This window comes from Allorhizobium sp. NPDC080224, assembly GCF_050281005.1.
Lineage (GTDB): Bacteria > Pseudomonadota > Alphaproteobacteria > Rhizobiales > Rhizobiaceae > Allorhizobium.
The window spans coordinates 2,686,577-2,706,086 of sequence record NZ_JBNNWJ010000001.1 but is presented as its reverse complement, the minus strand read 5'-3'; the positions used below and the strand labels follow the sequence as shown (position 1 = coordinate 2,706,086).

Genomic DNA, 19,510 nt, shown 5'->3' with positions numbered 1-19,510 from the left:
TTCGCGGTCAGTGGCTAGCGGCCGCAGCGTCGAGATCGATTTTGGTCCTCGCATAAACCCGCGCAGCGATGGCCGCGAGCAAGAGCAGGGTGACGGTCGCCAGTGCGCAGCAGAGGGCAAAGCCGCCGGCATAGCTCGCCTTTGCCAGATCGATCCATGGTGCGGCGTCGTTGCCGGTGTTGCGGGCGACTTCGAGGGCCGTGCCCAGTGCGGAGGTGACCGACGTCTGGTCGGTGGCGGAAAGGCCGGCCAAGTTGGCGTCCTGCATGCCGAAACGGTAGAAGAGCGTTCCAAGACTGCCGAGGACGGCGACGCCGAGCGCACCACCGAATTCGGCACTGGTTTCAGAAATGGCAGATGCCGAGCCCGCGCGCTCCGGAGGGGCCGTGCCGACGATCAGGCCTGTGGTCGTCAGGATCACCGTCACGAAGCCGAGGCCCATGATCATGCTTGCGCCGAGGACACCGATAAGGCTCGAATGCCAGGCGGCGATTGCCATGAGGCCTGTGCCGAGCGCATTGACCATGAGGCCGAGCAGCACGGTTCGGACAGGGCCGAGCCGGTTCGTCACGCGCCATGCCTGGAAGGACATGATGGTAAAGACCAACGAGGAGGGGATCGACCAAAGGGCTGCCTTCAGCGGTGTCAGACCGATAACCAGTTGCAGAAAAAGGTTCTGAAACAGGAAGATGCCGAAGATGAAGAAGACGCCGGCGAGATTGACCATCAGCGAGGCTGTGAACGCCGGGATCCTGAACAAGGCAAGATCGATCATCGGATGCTCCAGCACCTTCTGACGCGTGACGAAAATCGCGCCGACGGCAAGGCCGAAGAGCACGGGAACGAGCTGGATCGGTTCAAAGCCTTCGGCTGCCATCTTCTTGAAGCCATAGACGACCGGAAGCACGCTCAGGAGCGAGAGCAGGACACTGAAGAGATCGAGGCGCCCGGCATTTTCATCCTTGTATTCGGGCAGCAGGAAAGGAGCGCTGGCGAGAAGTGCTGCCATGATCGGAACATTGATCAAGAAGACAGAGCCCCAGTGGAAATATTGCAGCAGTAGGCCTCCGATCAGCGGGCCGATCAGGCCGCCGAGCGCAAAGGCGGTGCCCCAGATGCTGATCGCGCGATTGCGTTCGTGCTCGTCGCGGAAAAGGTTGACGACCAGCGACAGCGTCGAAGGCGCGATCGTGGCCCCGGCAATGCCGAGCAGGGCGCGCGCGACGATCAGCATTGAGGCAGTGTTGGCAAAAGCGGCGAAGACGGAAGCGGCGCCAAAGAAGAAGGCGCCGATCAGCAGCACCTTGCGACGGCCGATGTGGTCGCCGAGCGTGCCCATGGTCACCAGGAAGCCGGCGACCATGAAGCCATAGATGTCGTTGATCCACAGCAGTTGGGTGGCCGACGGATCCAGATCAGCGACGATCGCCGGCATGGCGAGGAAGAGGACCGAGAGGTCCATCGAGTAGATCAGGCAGGCAATGGACAGGATCAGCAAACCGATCCACTCGCGGCGCGTCGCCTTTGCGGCGCCATCGGCAGACGTAACGGACATGGGGCAATCTCTCACTTGAAACCAAGGGAGAGTGCCGCAGCCGGTGTCTTTCGACAAACGTCAAATTTTGATGGGATCGGTCACGCCAACTGATCGATCGACGGATAACCTCTAGGCCCTAAGCTCCGCTTCCAGCCGATCGAAGTTCTGTTCGTTGGCCGCAGCAATGAAGCGCTCGATCTCGCGGTTTTCTGGCGTGTCGTCGAACTGCATACGCCAGATCATGCGTGTTCCCTCGGCCTCCGTGGCGAAGGTCACCTCGAGCGTGAAGACATGCATCGGCTCATGGTGGAGCGCCAGGATCCGGGACGGCGGCTCGATCGCCTGAAAAGTCCAGCGATTGGCAAAATCGGTGCCGTCGGAATTGGTCATGGTGACGCGCCAGTCACCGCCGGGCGAAAAGTCGAAATGGGTGATCTGGTTGGTGAAGCCGTGCGGTCCCCACCAGCGGGCAAGGGTCGCCGGATCGGCAAAGGCGGCGAAGAGGGTTTCGGCCTGAACGTCGAAGATCCGTTCGGTGATGATGTGCAGCTTTTCCATGGAAATCTCCAGACGATCACAGCTTGCCAAGGTGTGGAGCTTCGCGTTTAACACGTGGCGGAGCCAGCCGGATAGTCTTGCGACACGGCATGGTTCGGGAGGGGTATTTCAGTTGCATTCGACATTTTTACTGACCGCCGTCGCCATGCTGGCCTTCGCCGCCAATTCGCTCTTGGCGCGAGAAGCGCTCGGCACCGTGTCGATCGAGGCTGCGGGCTACACCGCCGTCCGTATCGTCTCCGGGGCGCTTGTGCTTTATGCCCTGATGCGGCGGGGGCAGGATCAGCCTACATCCGATGGCAGGCACCTGCCGGGGGACTGGTGGGCGGCTGCGGCTCTTTTCGTCTATGCCATCGCATTCTCCGCAGCTTATCTTTCGCTTGGCGCTGCGACCGGCGCGCTGATCCTCTTTTCCTCCGTCCAGGCAAGCATGCTGGCCTTCGGACTTTTCAAGGGTGATCGGCCGAGCCTGCGGGAAATGATTGGCTTTGCGATCGCGTTTGCGGCCTTCGTCTATCTGATCCTGCCCGGTGTGGGGCGACCGGATCTCGGCGGCAGTTTGCTGATGATCGCCTCGGGCATCGCCTGGGCCGTCTATACGCTGCGCGGTCGAGGCTCGCGGGATCCGATCGGCGAGACGGCGGGCAATTTCGTCCGGGCCTCCTTCTTCTGCCTGCCGCTTGTGATTTTCGCGCTGCTTTACGAGACGGCGACGCTTGCGGGCGTGCTCCTGGCCCTCGGCTCTGGCATCGTTGCCTCCGGGCTTGGCTACTCCGTCTGGTACAGGGCGCTGCGCGGGCTCACCACGTTCCAGGCGGCGCTCATTCAGCTTTCCGTCCCGGTGATTGCGGCGCTCGGGGCCATCCTCTTCCTCAATGAGCGGCTGACCCTGCATTTTGTCGTGGCGGCCGCTTTCGTCATCGGCGGCATCGCCTTCGCCATTCTCGCCAAGCAGAAGCGGCAGGTCTGAATGCGCCGAGGTTCACCTTGGTCAGTTGAAGAATTCGAGCAATCCCGAAATGACCGTTGCGCCGCCGATGGGGGCGATGAACAGCAGAATGATGTTCAATGCGACGATCCAGGCCAGCGCCTTCTGCTGGCGCGGCGTCAGAGGCTCCGGCCCCCGGCTCGGTGGTGGCTCTGGCGGCGGCGTATAATTCTTGAGATCGAGAAACATGACGGTTGACCTGTCTCGTCTGCCGGTCGGTGAGGATCGATCCTCATAACATAGGCAGGGGGAACAGATTTCCACCTGGGACTGTCAATCGGCGCCGGTGTTTGGCTTTAATGGGCTAGTGGTCGCGCGAAACGGAGTGCGGCCTAGGCGGTATCTTCAAGTGCTGCCGCCGGCAGGTTGGCACGCGCGTTCAGGACTTCCAGGCCGACGATTCGGCCATCGCGATCATAGTCGAACATTACGCCTTCAGAGACCTCTTCGGTTTCCTGCACCGCCTCGGTGGAGAAACGGATATAGGCAGCGTTGGCTGCAGCATCGTATTCGACCTTTGGCTTCATTGCGGCATCCGTGCGTTCCGATCGAAGAACGGCTCCAGGATAGCCACTTCAGCCGTTGCCTCAATACACCTTGCCCACAAACAAAAATCGCCGCATCCGAGGACGCGGCGAAAATGTCTTGTTAGTGCTTGCCGGAGCCACGCGTAGAGTGGCCAAGCCGTTGCCAACTCAGAAGTAGCTCTGCAGCGGGCGGACTTCGAGCTGGCCGCCCTTGAGTGCTCGGATGGCTTCGGCGGCGGCGAGGGCTCCTGCCATCGTCGTGTAGTAGGGCACCTTCTGCATCAGCGCGGCGCGGCGGAGCGACTTGGAGTCCGAGATCGCCTTGTTGCCGTCGGTCGTGTTGATGACCAGCTGGACCTGACGGTTGCGGATCGCGTCCTCGATATGCGGACGTCCCTCGAGCACCTTGTTGATCTTGATCGCCTCGATGCCGTTTTCGGCGAGGAAGCGCTGGGTGCCACCCGTTGCCATGACCTTGAAGCCGATTTCCGCCAAGATGAGAATTGCCGGCAGGACGCGGACCTTGTCCTCGTCACGCACCGAGACGAAGACCGTTCCGTCACGCGGCAGCTCGACGGATGCACCGAGCTGGCTCTTGGCGAAGGCCAGTGCAAAATCGGTGTCGAGGCCGATGACTTCGCCGGTCGAGCGCATTTCCGGGCCCAGCAGCGTATCGACACCGGGGAAGCGGGCAAACGGGAAGACGGCTTCCTTGACGGCGATGTGCTTGAGATTGCGCGGATCGGGTTTGGCGCCATAGGCGGCAATCGCATCGTCGAGCTTTTCGCCGGTCATGATGCGGGCGGCGATCTTGGCAATCGGTGCGCCGATGGTCTTGGCCACAAAGGGGACCGTGCGCGAGGCGCGCGGGTTGACTTCGAGAACGTAGATCACATCGTCCTTGATGGCGTACTGGACGTTCATCAGGCCGCCGACATTGAGCGCCTTCGCCATGGCGGCCGTCTGGCGTTCCAACTCGTCGAGCATCGCCTTGGAGAGCGAACGCGAGGGGAGCGAGCAGGCGCTATCGCCCGAATGGATACCGGCCTCCTCGATATGCTCCATGATGCCGGAGACGAAGACTGTCTCGCCGTCGCAGAGCGCGTCGACATCCACTTCAATGGCGTTGGTCAGGTAGCTATCGAAAAGCAGCGGGTTCTTGCCAAGCAGCGTGTTGATCTGGCCGGTCTTGTCGTTCGGGTAGCGCTGCTTGATATCCTCGGGGACCAGGCCCGGAACCGTGTCGAGCAGATAGGACTGCAGCATCGATTCCGAATGGATGATCTGCATGGCGCGGCCACCCAGAACATAGGAGGGACGTACGACCAGCGGGAAGCCGATCTCGCTGGCGACCAGGCGAGCCTGCTCGACGGAATAGGCGATGCCATTGTTCGGCTGCGTCAGGTCGAGCTTCATCAGGAGCTTCTGGAAGCGGTCGCGGTCTTCGGCAAGGTCGATCATGTCGGGCGCGGTGCCGAGGATCGGGATGCCGTTCTTTTCGAGTGCTTCAGCGAGCTTCAGCGGTGTCTGACCACCGAACTGCACGATGACACCGACGACTTCACCCTTTTCCTGCTCAGCGCGCAGGATCTCAATCACGTCTTCGGCCGTCAACGGCTCGAAATAGAGGCGGTCGGAGGTGTCGTAGTCGGTCGACACGGTTTCGGGGTTGCAGTTGACCATGATGGCTTCGAAGCCGGCATCCTTCAGCGCGAAGGCGGCATGGCAGCAGCAATAGTCGAACTCGATGCCCTGGCCGATGCGGTTCGGACCACCACCGAGGATGACCACCTTCTTGCGGTCGGAGACCTGAGCTTCCGAGCGGAGCGCGCCGACGAAAGGCGTCTCATAGGTCGAGTACATGTAGGCCGTCGGCGAGGCGAATTCGGCAGCGCAGGTGTCGATGCGCTTGAAGACCGGGCGGACGCCGAGACCGTTGCGGAGTTCAGCGACTTCCTTCGGGCGCTTGCCGGAGAGCGAAGCGAGGCGGGCATCGGAGAAGCCCATGGCTTTGAGCATGCGCAGGTTTTCAGCATCCTGCGGCAAGCCGTGTTCACGAACACGGGCTTCCATGTCGGTGATCGCCTTGAACTGGGCGATGAACCACGGATCGATCTTGCAGCCCTCGTGGACTTCTTCCGGCGACATGCCGAGGCGAAGCGCCTGGGCAACCATGCGCAGGCGATCGGGGGTCGGGGTGCCGATGGCGGCACGAATGGCATTCTTGTCGTCACCCTGGCCGAGGCCGGGGATCTCGATCTCGTCGAGGCCGGTGAGGCCGGTTTCGAGACCACGCAGAGCCTTCTGCAGCGATTCGGCAAAGGTGCGGCCGATCGCCATGACTTCACCGACCGACTTCATGGCAGTGGTCAGCGTCGGTTCGGCGCCCGGGAACTTTTCGAAGGCAAAACGCGGGATCTTGGTGACGACGTAGTCGATCGACGGCTCGAAGGAGGCCGGAGTTGCGCCGCCGGTAATGTCGTTTTCGAGTTCGTCGAGCGTGTAGCCCACGGCGAGCTTGGCAGCGATCTTGGCAATCGGGAAGCCGGTCGCCTTCGAAGCAAGCGCCGACGAGCGCGAGACGCGCGGGTTCATTTCGATGACGACGAGGCGGCCATCGGCCGGGTTCACGGCGAACTGGACGTTCGAGCCACCGGTTTCAACGCCGATCTCGCGGAGAACCGCGATTGAGGCGTTACGCATGATCTGGTATTCCTTGTCCGTCAGCGTCAGCGCCGGTGCGACCGTGATGCTATCGCCGGTGTGCACGCCCATCGGATCGATGTTCTCGATTGAGCAGACGATGATGCAGTTGTCCGCCTTGTCGCGGACGACCTCCATTTCATACTCCTTCCAGCCGAGCACCGATTCTTCGATCAGGACTTCGGTGGTCGGAGAGGCATCGAGGCCGGAATTGATGATCTCGTAGAATTCTGAGCGGTTATAGGCGATGCCGCCGCCGGTGCCGCCCATGGTGAAGGAGGGGCGGATGATGGCGGGTAGGCCGACGACGTCGAGCGCCTGTGCGGCAATCGCCATTGCATGGCTCATGTAGCGCTGCTTGCGGTCGGTCTCGCCGAGATTCCACTGGTTTTCCAGCTCATCGAGCGCCTTGTCGAGTTCGGCGCCTGACAGTTTTGCCTTCAGCTCGTTGCGGGCGGCTTCATGCGTCTTGCGGTCGGCGTCCTTGATCTCGGTCGCGTTGGCGAGCATCGACTTCGGCGTTTCGAGCCCGATGCGGGTCATGGCTTCGCGGAAGAGGGCGCGGTCTTCTGCCATGTCGATGGCGGCGGGCTTGGCGCCGATCATCTCGACATTGTAGCGGTCGAGCACGCCCATGCGCTTCAAGGAGAGCGCGGTGTTGAGCGCCGTCTGGCCGCCCATGGTCGGGAGCAGCGCGTCTGGGCGCTCCTTGGCGATGATCTTGGCGACGACTTCCGGCGTGATCGGCTCGACATAGGTCGCGTCGGCAAGACCCGGATCCGTCATGATCGTGGCCGGGTTGGAATTCACCAGAATGACCCGGTAGCCTTCTTCCTTCAGCGCCTTGACGGCCTGGGTGCCGGAATAGTCGAATTCACATGCCTGGCCGATGACAATCGGCCCCGCGCCGATGATGAGGATGGACTTGATGTCTTGGCGCTTGGGCATGGCTCTATCCGTTCTTTGACCTGCGCGAAAAACCGGCCTGGGTGAGGGAGGTCACCGGCCGGGCGCAGATAGATGGTCTTTTCAGGCTAGAAGCGGCTTATAGGGAAATGTTGGCTGGGAAGGAACCCCATATTTGCACCGTCCGACAGGAAAGTTGGGGAGGGGTGGAATGGGGCTGCGACTGGCGCCCAATGTCACACCTGGTTCGCACTCGGCGCGTACCGCAGGTGCTCCCAACTCAAAGGAATGAAACCTGATGACCCCGCGTGTTCCCGACCACCTCAAATCTGCATCACTCGGCCACAGCACCGGCCCGATCCCGCATCTCGGGCGGCGCTACGACACCTCGGGCACATTTCTGAAAGAACGCGGCAACACGGTCGTGTGCCACCTCGTCGAGGGATCTCAAGCGGCGGCTGCGATCAGCGACGCAAGGGAGCGGTTCAGGCAGATGCCCGGTGCCTACAAGCTTGCCTTCACGGCCGCCTCCAGCCTGCACATGACGCTCTTTCAGGGCATCATCGAGACGCGGCGGGAGTTGCCCTACTGGCCTTCCGACGTGCCGCTGGAGACTCCGATCGACGACATGACGGGGCTCTTCATTGATCGCCTGGCGCGATTCGAGCCGGGCGACGCCTTCGCGATGGAGGTGACGCATGCCACCCCAAATGGCCTCACGCTCGATGGTGTGACGGAGCGCGACCGGGCAATCCTGAAAGACTGGCGGAACCGCCTGGCGGATCTGCTCGGCTACCGGCATCCGGATCACGAGACCTACGTCTTCCACATCACCTTCGCCTACATGATCGAGCGATTCGACGATCGGACCATGGCCGCCTGGGTGCCGTTCCTTGATGACATGGCCAAGGATATTCGTGCGCGTGCTCCGGTCATCACGCTTCGACCCCCGGCCTTCTGTGCCTTTGACGACATGAACCACTTCGAAGAGCTTCTTGTCTTCGAGCCGAAGTGAGCTGCAAAGCGAAAACGAAAATGGCGGGCCGAGCCCGCCATCCCAAGCATCAGAAATCGTCTCTACGATCAGAATTCTTCCCACTCGCCGCCACTCGGGGCGGGCTTTGCGCCCATGGCCGAGGCGATCTTGCCGGCCAGTGTGCGGGCCGGGGAGGGGACCGGGCGGGCAGCTTCGCTTACGGCCGACGGACGGGCAGGGGATGCGGGTCGCGTGACGATGGATGCCGGAGCGCTGTGGGTCCGCGCCGAATGCGTCGTTGCCGATGCATGTGAGGCCGCGCCGAGATTGAACTGCGCGAGGCGAGCCGAGAGGGCCTGCACTTCCGACACAAGGGTGTGCGAGGCGGCATTCGTCTCCTCGACCATGGCGGCGTTCTTCTGCGTGCCCTGATCCATGATGTTGACGGCCGAGTTGATCTCGTGAAGGCCGGTCGACTGCTCGCGGGCCGCTTCGACGATTGCATGGACGTTGGTGTTGATCTGCTGCACTTCGGCGACGATCGCCGAGAGGGCCTCTCCCGTCTCATCGACGAGCGAAACCCCGTGTTTGACCTGCTCGCCAGATGCGGTGATCAGGGTCTTGATTTCCTTTGCGGCATTGGCCGAGCGCTGCGCGAGTTCTCGGACTTCCTGGGCGACGACAGCAAAACCCTTGCCGGCTTCGCCCGCGCGGGCGGCCTCGACGCCTGCATTGAGCGCCAGCAGATTGGTCTGGAAGGCGATCTCGTCGATCACGCCGATAATGTTGGAGATCGACTGCGATGACTGTTCGATGGCGCTCATCGCATCGATCGCGGAGCGTACGACCTCACCGGAGCGTTCGGCGCTTTCCTTGGTGCGGCTGACCTGCTGGCCGGCTTCTTCGGCGCGCTGGGTCGATTCCTTGACGGAACGGGTGATCTGCGAAAGGGCGGCTGACGTCTGTTCGACCGAGGCCGCCTGCTGTTCGGTGCGGCGCGCCAGATCGTCGGCTGCCGAGCGGATTTCGTTCGAGCCGTTCTCGATGGTGGTCGCGTTGTCGCGGAACGAGATCATCGCTGCGCGCAGCTTCTCGATCGAATCGTTGAAGTTGCCGCGGATTTCGTCGAGCGCCGGCGAGAAGGGCTTTTCGAGCCGGACAGTCATGTCGCCGTCCGACAGGCGGGCGAGGCCAGCGCGCAGTTCGTCGACGACGAAGCGTATTTCTTCTTCGCGGGCCTTGTGTCCCTTGGAGCGTTCGACGCGTTCGATCTCTTCCTGCTCGTAACGGGCTTCCGCCTCCTTCTCGAGCGCGACCTTCTTGCGGTTGCTATCGAGTAGGACGGCGAGCGAGCGGGAGAGGTCGCCCAACTCGTCCGAACGGTCCTTGTCTGTCAGTTCGACATCGAGGCGACCGGCGGCGATGTCGGTAGTCTGGCCGATAACGCGGTTGATTCGGCCGATGAAGCGGCGGGCGAGCAGCCAGCCGACGACGATGAGAATGATGGTGGCGCCGGCGATGATGAGGGCAGAGGTCCAGACGGTCTCCGTCAGGACGCCGAGCACGGTTGCGCTCGGGACAGCGACCACGACATTCCAGACGGCACCCGGGAAGGGCTCGATCGGGACAGCAATGGCCATGCGCTCGACGCCGTTCTTGTCGATCATGGTGCCGACCGTACCGGGTGATTTCAGCAGGCCTTCCCAGGCGGCGGCATCGAGACCGCTGTCCTTCAGCGCCTTGCCCATGGCGGCCTTGTCCGGATGGCTGACAAAGGCGTTGGCGGAGGAGAGGAGGGCGATGTAACCGTCGCCCAGCGGGCGCTTGGCCGCGAGGTCGGCGGCCGTCTTGTCGAGATCGATGTCCGCGCCGACGTAACCGAGTGCCTTGCCATTCTCCATCACCGGGATCGAGATCGTGGTCATCAGGACGTCCTTGCCGTCCACCGGATAGACATAAGGCTCGAGCAGGACCGTCTTCCCGGTCTTGACTGGCAGTTGATAATAGTCGCCGGCGCCGGGCGTGTCATAGTCGACCAGCACGTCGGTCTTGATCACGCCGCCGGCACGATAGATGTAGGGCACGAAGCGGCCGGTCTGATCGTGGACGGGTTTGCCAACGAATTCAGAATCCTTGCCATCGAAGGCATTGGGTTCCCAGCCTGTGGAGAGGCCGATGGCTCCCGGAAAGCCTTCGAGCGTCTTCGTCAGAACCGCCATGACGAGTTCGCGGTCGGCTATTCCTTGCTGCCTGAGTGCCGAGACCGAGTAGTCGAGGCCTGCGACCATTTCATGGGCCACGCTCAGCGTGCGATTGACCTCGGCGGCGGCTTCAGAGGCTGCCGTCTGCATCTTGTCGATGCCGGCACCGCGGATTGCACCATAGCTGATGCCAACCACTGTCGCGGCCACGCCGATGGTCGTCACGACGCCGAGTGCCACCGTCGAGAAGATGTTCCGGCTGGTTGCGGATTTGAATAACATGGGCCGTTCCCTCATTAGCCTATGACTGCGTTGCGGCAGACAGCGTCCGCCGCGCCGGTGTTGTGCCGGCCGTTGAGGCAGACTTTAGTCCTCCATGGTTAAGTAGGTGTTTATATTCGGGTGAGCCGCTAAGTCCGATGGCGCTTGATCGAGGTGTGGATCGACCGGAAGGTGAGGACAATCGACCGAGTCGGCCGTGGGGGGAGTGATGGTGTTCAAGGAGTATGCTGATTTCGACGGATTGGCGCTGGCCGATCTGATCAGGCGCAAAGAGGTGTCCGCTGGCGAAGTGCTGGAGGCGGCGATCACACGGATCGAGGCGGTCAATCCCAAGCTGAACGCAGTGATCCGACCGCTCTTCGATCGGGCGCGGCAGCGGGTCGCGAAGGGATTGCCGGACGGCCCGTTTTCCGGTGTTCCGTTCTTGGTGAAGGATCTGCTGGCGCAGATTGACGGTGTGCCGACGGGTAATGGCAATCGCCTCTGGGCAACGCGGGTCGCACAGGGCAACAGCGAATTGGTCAACCGGTGGGAGAAGGCCGGCCTCGTCATCGCAGGGCGCACCAATACGCCGGAATTCGGACTGACGCCCTATACCGAACCAGGCGCCAATGGCCCGACACGCAATCCATGGGATCTTACGCGCACCCCCGGCGGCTCATCCGGCGGTTCGGGTGCGGCGGTAGCCTCCGGCATGGTGCCGATCGCATCGGGCGGCGACGGGGGAGGGTCCATCCGCATCCCGGCATCTGCCTGTGGCGTATTCGGCATGAAGCCGACGCGTGGGCGCACACCGGTCGGACCCTTCATCGGCGAGGCCTGGTCCGGTTTTGCCATCGAGCATGTGCTGACGCGCTCGGTGCGCGACAGCGCAGCCGTGCTCGACGCCACGCATGGAGCCGACCGCGGTTCGCCCCATCCGCTGCCGTCGCAGGAAGGCACATTCCTCGCTGCCTGCCAGCGCGCGCCTGGAAAGCTGAAAATCGCGGTGTCGCGCCAGCCGATGCTCGGCAAGGCCGTGGCGCCGGAAGTCGTGGCTGCCTTCAATGATACGGTGAAGCTTTTGGCCGATCTCGGTCACGAGGTGATCGAGGCGGCGCCTCCTGTGGAGCGCGAGGCCTTTTCCATGGCCTTCCTGACGGCTCTTGCCGGGGAGCTTCGAGCCGATATCGAGTTCACGGCAAAGACCTTCGGGGTAAAGATCCGTCCCGGCGACTATGATGCCTCCTCCTTCGGCATGGGGCTCCTGGGCGAGGGTTTCACCGCCTCCGACTTGATCACCGCCCATCGCTATCTCACGCTGTCGGCCCGCTCCATCCTCGGTTTCTTCGAGGATGTCGATGTGCTGATGACGCCGGTGCTATCGACCCTGCCCGTCAAGATCGGTGCCTTGCAGCCGAGCGCCATCGAGAAGAAGCTCTTGACGCTGCTCGGCTATGTCGGCGGCGGCAGACTGTTGAAGAAGCTTGGGATTGCCGAGCAGCTGGCGGCCCAGACCTTCGAGTTCATTCCCTGGACACCCGTCTTCAACGTCACCGGCCAGCCGGCCATGTCGGTTCCGACAGGCTGGTCGCCCGAGGGCTTGCCGATCGGCATGCAGTTCGTCGGGCAATTTGCCGGGGAGGACACGCTGTTTTCGCTTGCGGGCCAGCTCGAGCAGGCGCTGCCCTGGAAGGACAGACGCCCGCCGCTCTGACAGCCCCGCTTACAGGCCGGGCACGACGAGCACCTTGACCTCACCGGGCTGCGGCGGATTGCTGACCACGCCCGGCGCGTCATCGAGCGAGACCTTGCGGGAGATGAGTTTCCCGACCTCGATTTTGCCCGAGGCGATCAGGTCGGCTGCGCGGCGGTGGGTGAAGGGGTTCAAGAAGGAGGTGACGAGCTTCACCTCGCGGAAGAGCAGGTCGAAGGGCTCGATCGCCACTTTTTCCCCTTGCGCCATCACACCCAGTATGACTGCAGTGCCGCCCGGACGGACGAGCTTCGTCGCCTGGATGACCGTTTCGCCGACGCCTGCACATTCGAGGACGACATCGACCCCACCGGGGACGAGGCCGGCATCGCTGGATATCTGCGTGACGACGTCACCTGCGGCAGGATCGACACTCGCCGTCGCGCCGAGCTCTTCGGCGAGTTTGCGCCGGGCGGCCTGGCGGGTCACGAGAATGACGGTCGCAGCACCCGCCAGGCGGGCGAGTTGCACCGTGAGCAAGCCGATGACGCCTCCGCCGAGCACCACGACCGAGGAGCCGGCCTTGATCTCGGCGAGATCAATGCCGTGCAGGCAGCATGCAAGCGGTTCACAAAAGGCGCCATGCATCGGGTCGAGATCTGCCGGGAGCAGAAAGGCCTGTTTGTGGGGAACGACCACATAATCGGCGAAACCGCCATCGCGATGAATGCCGATGGCTTTCAGGTTCCGGCAGAGATTGACCCGGCCATTGACGCAGTGGCTGCAGCGGCCGCAGGCGATATTCGGGTCGCCCGTGATGCGGTCCCCGACCTTAAAATCGGTAATGGCGCTGCCCACCTTTTCGACGATGCCGCTGAATTCGTGACCAAGGGTGACCGGTGGCGTGCAGGGAAATTCACCGTGGTAGAGATGCCGGTCGGTGCCGCAGACGCCGCAGGCTTCGACGCGCACCAAGAGATCATCGGGTCCTGCTTCCGGCTTTTCCACCTCCCGTGTGAAAAGCTGGCCCGTTGCTTCCAGTCGCATCGCCTTCATTCGTCACTCCTCCCAAAGCACTGTCTGTCCTTGCAGATTTGCATGCAGGAGGAGGGCTGCCAAGTCGTCGTTGCGGGCGATCTGGTGTCCGGTCGTCGACAAAGTTGCGGTCTCAGCCTCGACGGCGGTCGGGGTCGTCGCTAGATGTTCAAGCAACGACAATCGAAGGCCCGTTTTTGATGATCACTGTGCACTATCTCGACAACTCGCGCGCCCACCGGATTCTCTGGCTGCTCGAGGAGCTCGGGCTCGACTATCAGGTCAAGGTCTATCATCGGACGAAGGAATACCTGGCGCCGAGGGAGCTGAAGGCGGTGCATCCGCTCGGCAAGTCGCCGGTCATTGAGGATGCCGGGCGCGTTGTCGCGGAAAGCGGCGCGATCATGGAATATCTTATCGAGACATATGGCGGGGAGGGCTTGCGCCCCGCAGCCGGCACCGAGGAGCGGCTGCGCTATCGCTACTGGATGCATTATGCCGAGGGATCGGCCATGCCACTTCTGGTTATGAAGCTGATCTTTGCGCGCATTCCTGGGCAGGTGCCCTTCTTCATTCGGCCGGTGGCCAAGATGATCAGCCAGGGTGTCTCGCGCAAGCTGCTTGACCCGCAGCTCTCCGACCATCTCGACCTCTGGATCAACGAAGTCGGCAAGGACGGCTGGTTCGCCGGCCGGGAGTTTTCGGCCGCCGATATCGCCATGAGCTTTCCGGTCGAGGCCGGTCTGACCCGGATCTCCGGTGGCAAGGATGTGAGCGTGCTGAAAGGCTGGATCGAACGCATCCGCGCACGACCGGCCTATCAACGGGCGCTGTCGCGTGGCGGAGATTACGGTTACGCCAAGAGCTGATAGACATTCGGTCGGCTCTTCGCTTGCCTTTCGCCAGAAGAATGTCGTTGGCTCACTGGTGTCGTGGAACAGTTCGGCTATCTTCTCATTAAGCTGCGACAGCGGAGAGAGGTAGCACCATGGAATGGCGAGGGCGGCGGCAGTCGAACAATGTCGAGGACCGGCGTGGGCAATCCTCCGGTGGCGGCCTGGGACGCAATCCCTTCGGTCGCTCGGGCATTCAAATCCCGATGGGCGGGCGGCGCGGCGGCGGCTTGAGCTTCGGCACCATCATTTTTCTTGTCGTCATCTACTTCGTGCTGAAGGCCATGGGCATCGACATGCTGCAGGTGTTGGGCGAAGGCAATGTCGGCGGCGCCGGATCCGGCTACGAGCAGTCGATCGGTCAGCGTCCTTCAGGACAGTCCAGCGACGACACCACAGCTTTCGTGCGCACGGTTCTGGCCGAAACCGAGACCACTTGGAACACAATCTTTGCCGCTTCCGGCGAAAACTATCGGGAGCCGACCCTTGTTCTGTTTGCCGGTTCGACATCATCGCCCTGCGGTCAGGCCTCTTCGGCCACGGGGCCGTTCTATTGCCCTGCCGACAGCAAGGTCTATCTCGATACGGAGTTCTTCGACCAGCTCGAGCAGAAGTTCGATGCGGCCGGCGATTTCGCCCAGGCTTACGTGATCGCGCATGAGGTCGGGCATCATGTGCAGAACCTCACCGGTGTTCTGCCGGAGTTCAACCGCCAGCGGCGCTCGATGGGGCAGCGCGAGGCAAACCAGATGTCTGTGCGCGTCGAGCTTCAGGCGGACTGCTATGCCGGGATCTGGGCGAAATCGGCCGACAAGGAGGGCATCCTGTCGGACGGCGACCTGGAGGAAGCGTTGAATGCCGCGCAGCAGATCGGCGACGATACGCTGCAGAAGCGCAGCCAGGGCTATGTCGTGCCCGACGCCTTCAATCACGGCACGTCTGCGCAGCGGATGAAGTGGTTCAAGCGCGGCTATGACAGCGGCAATGTCGGGTCTTGCGACACCTTCTCCGGCGCGATCTGACGCGCCGGTCCTTTCAGCGGATCACCAATGCGGTCAGCCAGAGGCCGAGACCGAACACTGTATGGGCCAAGAGATTGAGGGTGCGGACCTTGTTCGGGTTCGGGGTCTTTGCGGCGGCCCAGCCGAGCCCAAGGCCTGGCTGCAGCAGGAACCAGCCGGCGGCAACGGTGACAATGGCCCAGATCCAGGCCGGCAGTAGGGTCGGCTGGGCAAGCCAGCTTGAGCCGAGCGCAAGGACGAGGATGATGCCGTAGGCAATGCCGACGGCGTAATGCGCGATCCAGCCGAGAGCCTGTTCGTGGCGGTAGGGCGCAGCGTCTGCGATCGTGTGATGAAACACCGTGCCGGCTTTCAGATGGTAGAACCATCGTCCTACCGGGGCCCAGTTGGCCTTCGGCTGGCGGAAGGCGAGCGTCAGACATATGGCCCAGAGGTCCATGGCAAGCGTCGCGCCGAACCCAATGATGGAGCCGCGCCAGATCAGTTCCCACATGCTTAATCCGCCCCTGTGATTGGAAATAGAGACTTGAACCTATGGGCGGTTTCCGGCCGTGAGAAAGGCCGTTTTGCACGTCAACGGGCACATCCCCTGTTTTTCGGGAGGAAATCGGTTCGGATTGGATGGTTCGGTCCTGATTTTCATCAATCTTGCTGATGCATGGCGCAATTATTTTGCAGGTTGTCGATTCCGACTTGCTGGATTGCAGGTTGCCGCTTATCCCGTTGCGACATGCCGCTCGCCAGGGACCCCTGGAAGCGGCTTTTTCCGTTGAGATCATCGCCATGCACATCGACGTCGCTCCGCTTGAAACGCACAGCCATGCACCCGTGGGTGCCGGCAGCTGGACGTCTCATATCCGCGCCACCCTTTCGCTCGGGATACCGCTGATCGGCGCGCAGCTGGCGCAACTCGGCATTCACACGACGGATGTAGTCATCGTCGGTCAGCTTGGGGCGGTGCCGCTTGCAGCCATGGTGCTGGCCGGGCAGTTCTTCTTCACGATCTTCATTTTCGGATCCGGTTTCTCCATGGCTGTCATGCCCATGGTTGCCCAGGCTTATGGACGCGGTGACATCGTCTCCGTTCGGCGCTCCATCCGCATGGGCATGTGGGTGTCGATCCTCTATGTGATCCTGACCATGCCGTTGTTCTTCAATGCGGAGGCGATCCTGCTTGCCTTGGGGCAAAAGCCCGAGGTGGCAGCACTTGCGGCAAACTATGTCTTCATCATCCAGCTCGGCCTGCTTCCGGCACTGCTCTTTGCCGTCTTGCGTGCGCTGGTCAGCGCGACCGGCCGGGCGCGGATCGTGCTGTGGGTGACGCTCGGCATCCTGGTCCTCAATGCGATCCTCGCCTATGCGTTGGTGCTCGGACATTTCGGACTGCCGGCGCTCGGCATGACCGGAGCGGCGATCGTTGCTGTCATCGTGCAATGGGTGAGCTTCGTCGCCATGGTGATCTACATCCAGACCCGCGACGAGACGCGGCGCTACGAACTCTTCGTGCGCTTCTGGCGGCCCGACTGGCAGGCGTTTCGCGAAGTGCTGCATCTGGGGATGCCGATCAGCGTCACAGTACTTGCCGAAGTCAGCCTGTTCAGCGCGGCCTCGCTGCTGATGGGGCGGATCGGCACGATTGAACTCGCAGCCCATGGCATCGCGCTGCAGCTCGCCTCGATCGCCTTCATGCTGCCGCTCGGTTTGGCTCAAGCCGCAACCGTGCGGGTCGGGCTCGCCCATGGACGCGGCAATTATCCCGAGCTGGTGCGAGCATCGATCACGGTGCTTGGCATTGCCGGTCTCATGTCCCTGTCGGGCGCAATCCTGTTCCTGCTCGTGCCGAACCAATTGTCTGCCGCCTTCATCAACGAGAATGCCCCGGCCGCTGCCGAAGTGCTGGCCTATGCGGGGCCGCTCGTCATGGTGGCCGGGCTCTTCCAGCTGGTTGACGGGCTGCAGGCGATCGCGGCGGGCCTCCTGCGCGGACTGAAGGATGCGCGGGTCCCGATGATCCTCGCGCTCGTTGCCTATTGGCCGATCGGCTTCTTCCTCGCCTGGCTCATGGCCTTCCCGCTTGGGATCGGTGGCATCGGCATCTGGTACGGCTTCTGCCTTGGGCTTGCCAGCGCTGCCTTTATGCTCAGCCTTCGGTTCTACCTGAAGGTCCGTGGGGAAATGCAAACGGCCCGGGGGTAAACCGGGCCGTCGTCTTCAAACAGTCAGAAATCGCTCAGCGTTCGGCGAGAGCCGGTTCGCCCTTCGTTTCGCGCACCATGTTGATGAAGCGGCGGAAGAGATAGTGGCTGTCCTGCGGGCCGGGGGAGGCTTCCGGGTGGTGCTGGACGGAGAAGACCGGCTTGCCCTTGAGGCGCAGGCCGCAATTGGTGCCGTCGAACAGCGAAATGTGAGTCTCTTCAACGCTTTCCGGCAGCGACTTGGAGTCGACTGCGAAGCCGTGGTTCATCGAGACGATCTCGACCTTGCCTGTGGTGAAGTCCTTCACCGGGTGGTTTGCGCCGTGGTGGCCCTGGTGCATCTTCTCGGTTGTGCCGCCAAGGGCGAGGCCGAGCATCTGATGGCCGAGGCAGATGCCAAAGACCGGCTTGTCCGTCTTGATCAGGTTCTGGATGACAGGGACTGCGTATTCGCCGGTTGCTGCCGGATCTCCCGGACCATTCGACAGGAAGACGCCATCCGGATTGAGCGCCATGATATCCTCCGCCGAAGTGGTGGCGGGAACGACGGTCACCTTGCAATCGAGGCCGGCAAAGAGGCGCAGGATGTTGCGCTTCACGCCGAAGTCGACGCAAACAATGTGGTATTTGGCGTCGTCCGCACCGAGCGTTGTGTGGCCTTCGGTCCAGTTCCAGTCCTTCTCGCTCCAGACGGACGATTGGCCCGAGGTTGCGACCTTGGCGAGGTCGAGGCCTTCGAGACCGCTCCAGGCCTTGGCTTCGGCCTTCAGCGCCTCAATGTCGAAAACGCCGTTCGGATCATGGGCGATAACCGCATTGGGCGCACCGTTTTCACGGATCCAGGCGGTCAGCGCGCGGGTGTCGATGCCCGAGAGGCCAATGATGCCGCGGCTCTTCAGCCAAGCGTCGAGATGGCTTGCGGCACGATAATTTGAAGGCTCCGTGATGTCGGCCTTGAAGATCGTGCCGACCGCCCCGTGGCGTGCTGCCGGCGTCAGGTCTTCGATGTCTTCGTCATTGGTGCCGACATTGCCGATATGCGGGAATGTGAAGGTGACGATCTGGCCGAGATAGGAGGGATCGGTCAGGATTTCCTCGTATCCGGTCAGGGCCGTGTTGAAGCAGACCTCGGCCTGGACCTTGCCGGTCGCGCCGATTCCGTGGCCTTCGATGACGGTGCCGTCGGCGAGAACGAGGAGGGCGGTCGGCTTGCGGGTCGTCCAGGGGGCTGTCGCGGTCATGGTCGTTCCTTGTTCGCCCGCGTGCCTGCCCCTTGTCGGAGCGGTTTCGCAGGACCATTTATGTTGCAGATCGAGGGCGCGCGAAGTCGCGCGTTTTCGGCCCTGATGACAATTTGCGTGCAGGTGCCGAGCAATAGACGCATCGCGGGGAGAGGTCAATTCCGGAGTCGCATCCGGGGCGGATTTCTCCCAAGCCATTTCAAGGCTTTGCTCAATTCGTTTGCGCCGCAGCAAATGTCTGGCTATGAGAACTACTCAACAACACGGAAAAGCCACAATCGCCAAGAGCGAGGCGGCCACTCCCCGGAGAAGAAAATGATACGCGACACGCTCGCCAACTCGCTGAAAGAAGCTTTGAAGGCCAAGGATGTCCGCAGGACCTCGACCGTGCGCCTGATCCAGACCGCGATCAAGGACCGCGACATCGCCCATCGCGGTGCCGGCAAGGACCCGGTTAGCGACGACGAGATCATGCAGATCCTGATGAAGATGATCAAGCAGCGGGACGAATCCGCCAAGATCTATGCCGAAAACGATCGGCCGGAACTTGCCGCGCAGGAGCGCGAGGAAATCGCCATCATCAAGACGTTCATGCCGGAGCAGCTCTCAGAAGAGAAGGTGCGCGAGCTCTGCGCTGCGGTGATCAACGAAACCGGCGCTCAAGGCCTCCGCGACATGGGCAAGTGCATCAGTGCTCTGAAGGAACGCTATGCCGGCCAGATGGATTTCGGCAAGGCTTCGGGCGTGGTCAAGGATCTCTTGAAGTAAGAG

General features: G+C 62.2%; 16 protein-coding genes. 7 read left to right on the top strand and 9 right to left on the bottom strand.

Annotated features, from left to right (window positions below; all coding sequences use genetic code 11):
• Positions 1–7: 7 nt before the first annotated feature.
• Together ACQKP1_RS13370 and ACQKP1_RS13365 are read right to left on the bottom strand one after the other, a co-directional pair.
• Positions 8–1,555 (bottom strand): MFS transporter, encoded by a 1,548-nt coding sequence (locus tag ACQKP1_RS13370; RefSeq protein ID WP_427275616.1) that lies wholly within the window; start codon positions 1,553–1,555, stop codon positions 8–10.
• A gap of 111 nt (positions 1,556–1,666) precedes the next feature.
• A complete protein-coding gene (locus ACQKP1_RS13365; protein ID WP_427275615.1) occupies positions 1,667–2,095 on the bottom strand; it encodes an SRPBCC domain-containing protein in 429 nt (142 codons plus the stop codon).
• A gap of 112 nt (positions 2,096–2,207) precedes the next feature.
• Here ACQKP1_RS13365 and ACQKP1_RS13360 point away from each other — a divergent pair, with 112 nt between their 5' ends.
• Positions 2,208–3,065: a DMT family transporter gene (locus tag ACQKP1_RS13360; RefSeq protein ID WP_427275614.1), complete on the top strand. Its 858-nt coding sequence runs from the start codon at positions 2,208–2,210 to the stop codon at positions 3,063–3,065.
• Positions 3,066–3,086: 21 nt separating this feature from the next.
• Here the strand turns inward: ACQKP1_RS13360 and ACQKP1_RS13355 are convergent, their stop codons facing one another.
• From ACQKP1_RS13355 to carB, 3 genes are all read right to left on the bottom strand, one after another.
• Positions 3,087–3,272, bottom strand: coding sequence for a hypothetical protein (locus ACQKP1_RS13355; RefSeq protein ID WP_427275613.1), 186 nt, complete (start codon positions 3,270–3,272; stop codon positions 3,087–3,089).
• A 143-nt stretch (positions 3,273–3,415) separates the two neighbouring features.
• Positions 3,416–3,610, bottom strand: a complete 195-nt coding sequence (locus tag ACQKP1_RS13350) for a DUF2283 domain-containing protein (protein ID WP_203016857.1) — start codon at positions 3,608–3,610, stop codon at positions 3,416–3,418.
• 168 nt (positions 3,611–3,778) lie between these two features.
• Entirely contained in the window at positions 3,779–7,261 is a 3,483-nt protein-coding gene (carB, locus tag ACQKP1_RS13345) for a carbamoyl-phosphate synthase large subunit (protein WP_427275612.1), read from the bottom strand.
• A 256-nt stretch (positions 7,262–7,517) separates the two neighbouring features.
• Between carB and ACQKP1_RS13340 the strand changes: the two genes are divergently transcribed.
• On the top strand, positions 7,518–8,234 hold the full coding sequence (locus tag ACQKP1_RS13340) for a DUF1868 domain-containing protein (RefSeq protein ID WP_427275611.1): 717 nt from the start codon (positions 7,518–7,520) through the stop codon (positions 8,232–8,234).
• Positions 8,235–8,302: 68 nt separating this feature from the next.
• Here the strand turns inward: ACQKP1_RS13340 and ACQKP1_RS13335 are convergent, their stop codons facing one another.
• The gene (locus ACQKP1_RS13335) at positions 8,303–10,678 is read right to left on the bottom strand and encodes a methyl-accepting chemotaxis protein (protein WP_203016850.1); all 2,376 of its coding nucleotides are present in this window, start codon (positions 10,676–10,678) and stop codon (positions 8,303–8,305) included.
• A 208-nt stretch (positions 10,679–10,886) separates the two neighbouring features.
• Here ACQKP1_RS13335 and ACQKP1_RS13330 point away from each other — a divergent pair, with 208 nt between their 5' ends.
• Complete coding sequence (locus ACQKP1_RS13330; RefSeq protein ID WP_427275610.1) at positions 10,887–12,374, top strand: amidase; 1,488 nt, start codon at positions 10,887–10,889, stop codon at positions 12,372–12,374.
• A gap of 9 nt (positions 12,375–12,383) precedes the next feature.
• Here ACQKP1_RS13330 and ACQKP1_RS13325 read toward each other — a convergent pair whose 3' ends face one another.
• Positions 12,384–13,409 carry a zinc-dependent alcohol dehydrogenase family protein gene (locus tag ACQKP1_RS13325; RefSeq protein WP_427275609.1) on the bottom strand — a complete coding sequence of 342 codons (1,026 nt, stop codon included), beginning with the start codon at positions 13,407–13,409 and terminating at the stop codon, positions 12,384–12,386.
• Between the two features lie 179 nt (positions 13,410–13,588).
• On the opposite strand from ACQKP1_RS13325, the gene ACQKP1_RS13320 reads away from it, so the two are divergent.
• Both ACQKP1_RS13320 and ypfJ read left to right on the top strand, forming a co-directional pair.
• Complete coding sequence (locus tag ACQKP1_RS13320; protein WP_203016844.1) at positions 13,589–14,257, top strand: glutathione S-transferase family protein; 669 nt, start codon at positions 13,589–13,591, stop codon at positions 14,255–14,257.
• Between the two features lie 119 nt (positions 14,258–14,376).
• Positions 14,377–15,303 carry a KPN_02809 family neutral zinc metallopeptidase gene (gene ypfJ, locus ACQKP1_RS13315; RefSeq protein ID WP_006725546.1) on the top strand — a complete coding sequence of 309 codons (927 nt, stop codon included), beginning with the start codon at positions 14,377–14,379 and terminating at the stop codon, positions 15,301–15,303.
• A 13-nt stretch (positions 15,304–15,316) separates the two neighbouring features.
• Here the strand turns inward: ypfJ and ACQKP1_RS13310 are convergent, their stop codons facing one another.
• Complete coding sequence (locus ACQKP1_RS13310) at positions 15,317–15,796, bottom strand: DUF2938 domain-containing protein (protein WP_203016840.1); 480 nt, start codon at positions 15,794–15,796, stop codon at positions 15,317–15,319.
• A 290-nt stretch (positions 15,797–16,086) separates the two neighbouring features.
• On the opposite strand from ACQKP1_RS13310, the gene ACQKP1_RS13305 reads away from it, so the two are divergent.
• Positions 16,087–17,499, top strand: a complete 1,413-nt coding sequence (locus tag ACQKP1_RS13305) for an MATE family efflux transporter (RefSeq protein ID WP_427275608.1) — start codon at positions 16,087–16,089, stop codon at positions 17,497–17,499.
• Positions 17,500–17,533: 34 nt separating this feature from the next.
• Here ACQKP1_RS13305 and carA read toward each other — a convergent pair whose 3' ends face one another.
• Complete coding sequence (carA, locus tag ACQKP1_RS13300) at positions 17,534–18,739, bottom strand: glutamine-hydrolyzing carbamoyl-phosphate synthase small subunit (protein ID WP_427275607.1); 1,206 nt, start codon at positions 18,737–18,739, stop codon at positions 17,534–17,536.
• Positions 18,740–19,054: 315 nt separating this feature from the next.
• Here carA and ACQKP1_RS13295 point away from each other — a divergent pair, with 315 nt between their 5' ends.
• On the top strand, positions 19,055–19,507 hold the full coding sequence (locus ACQKP1_RS13295) for a GatB/YqeY domain-containing protein (RefSeq protein WP_427275606.1): 453 nt from the start codon (positions 19,055–19,057) through the stop codon (positions 19,505–19,507).
• Positions 19,508–19,510: the final 3 nt, after the last annotated feature.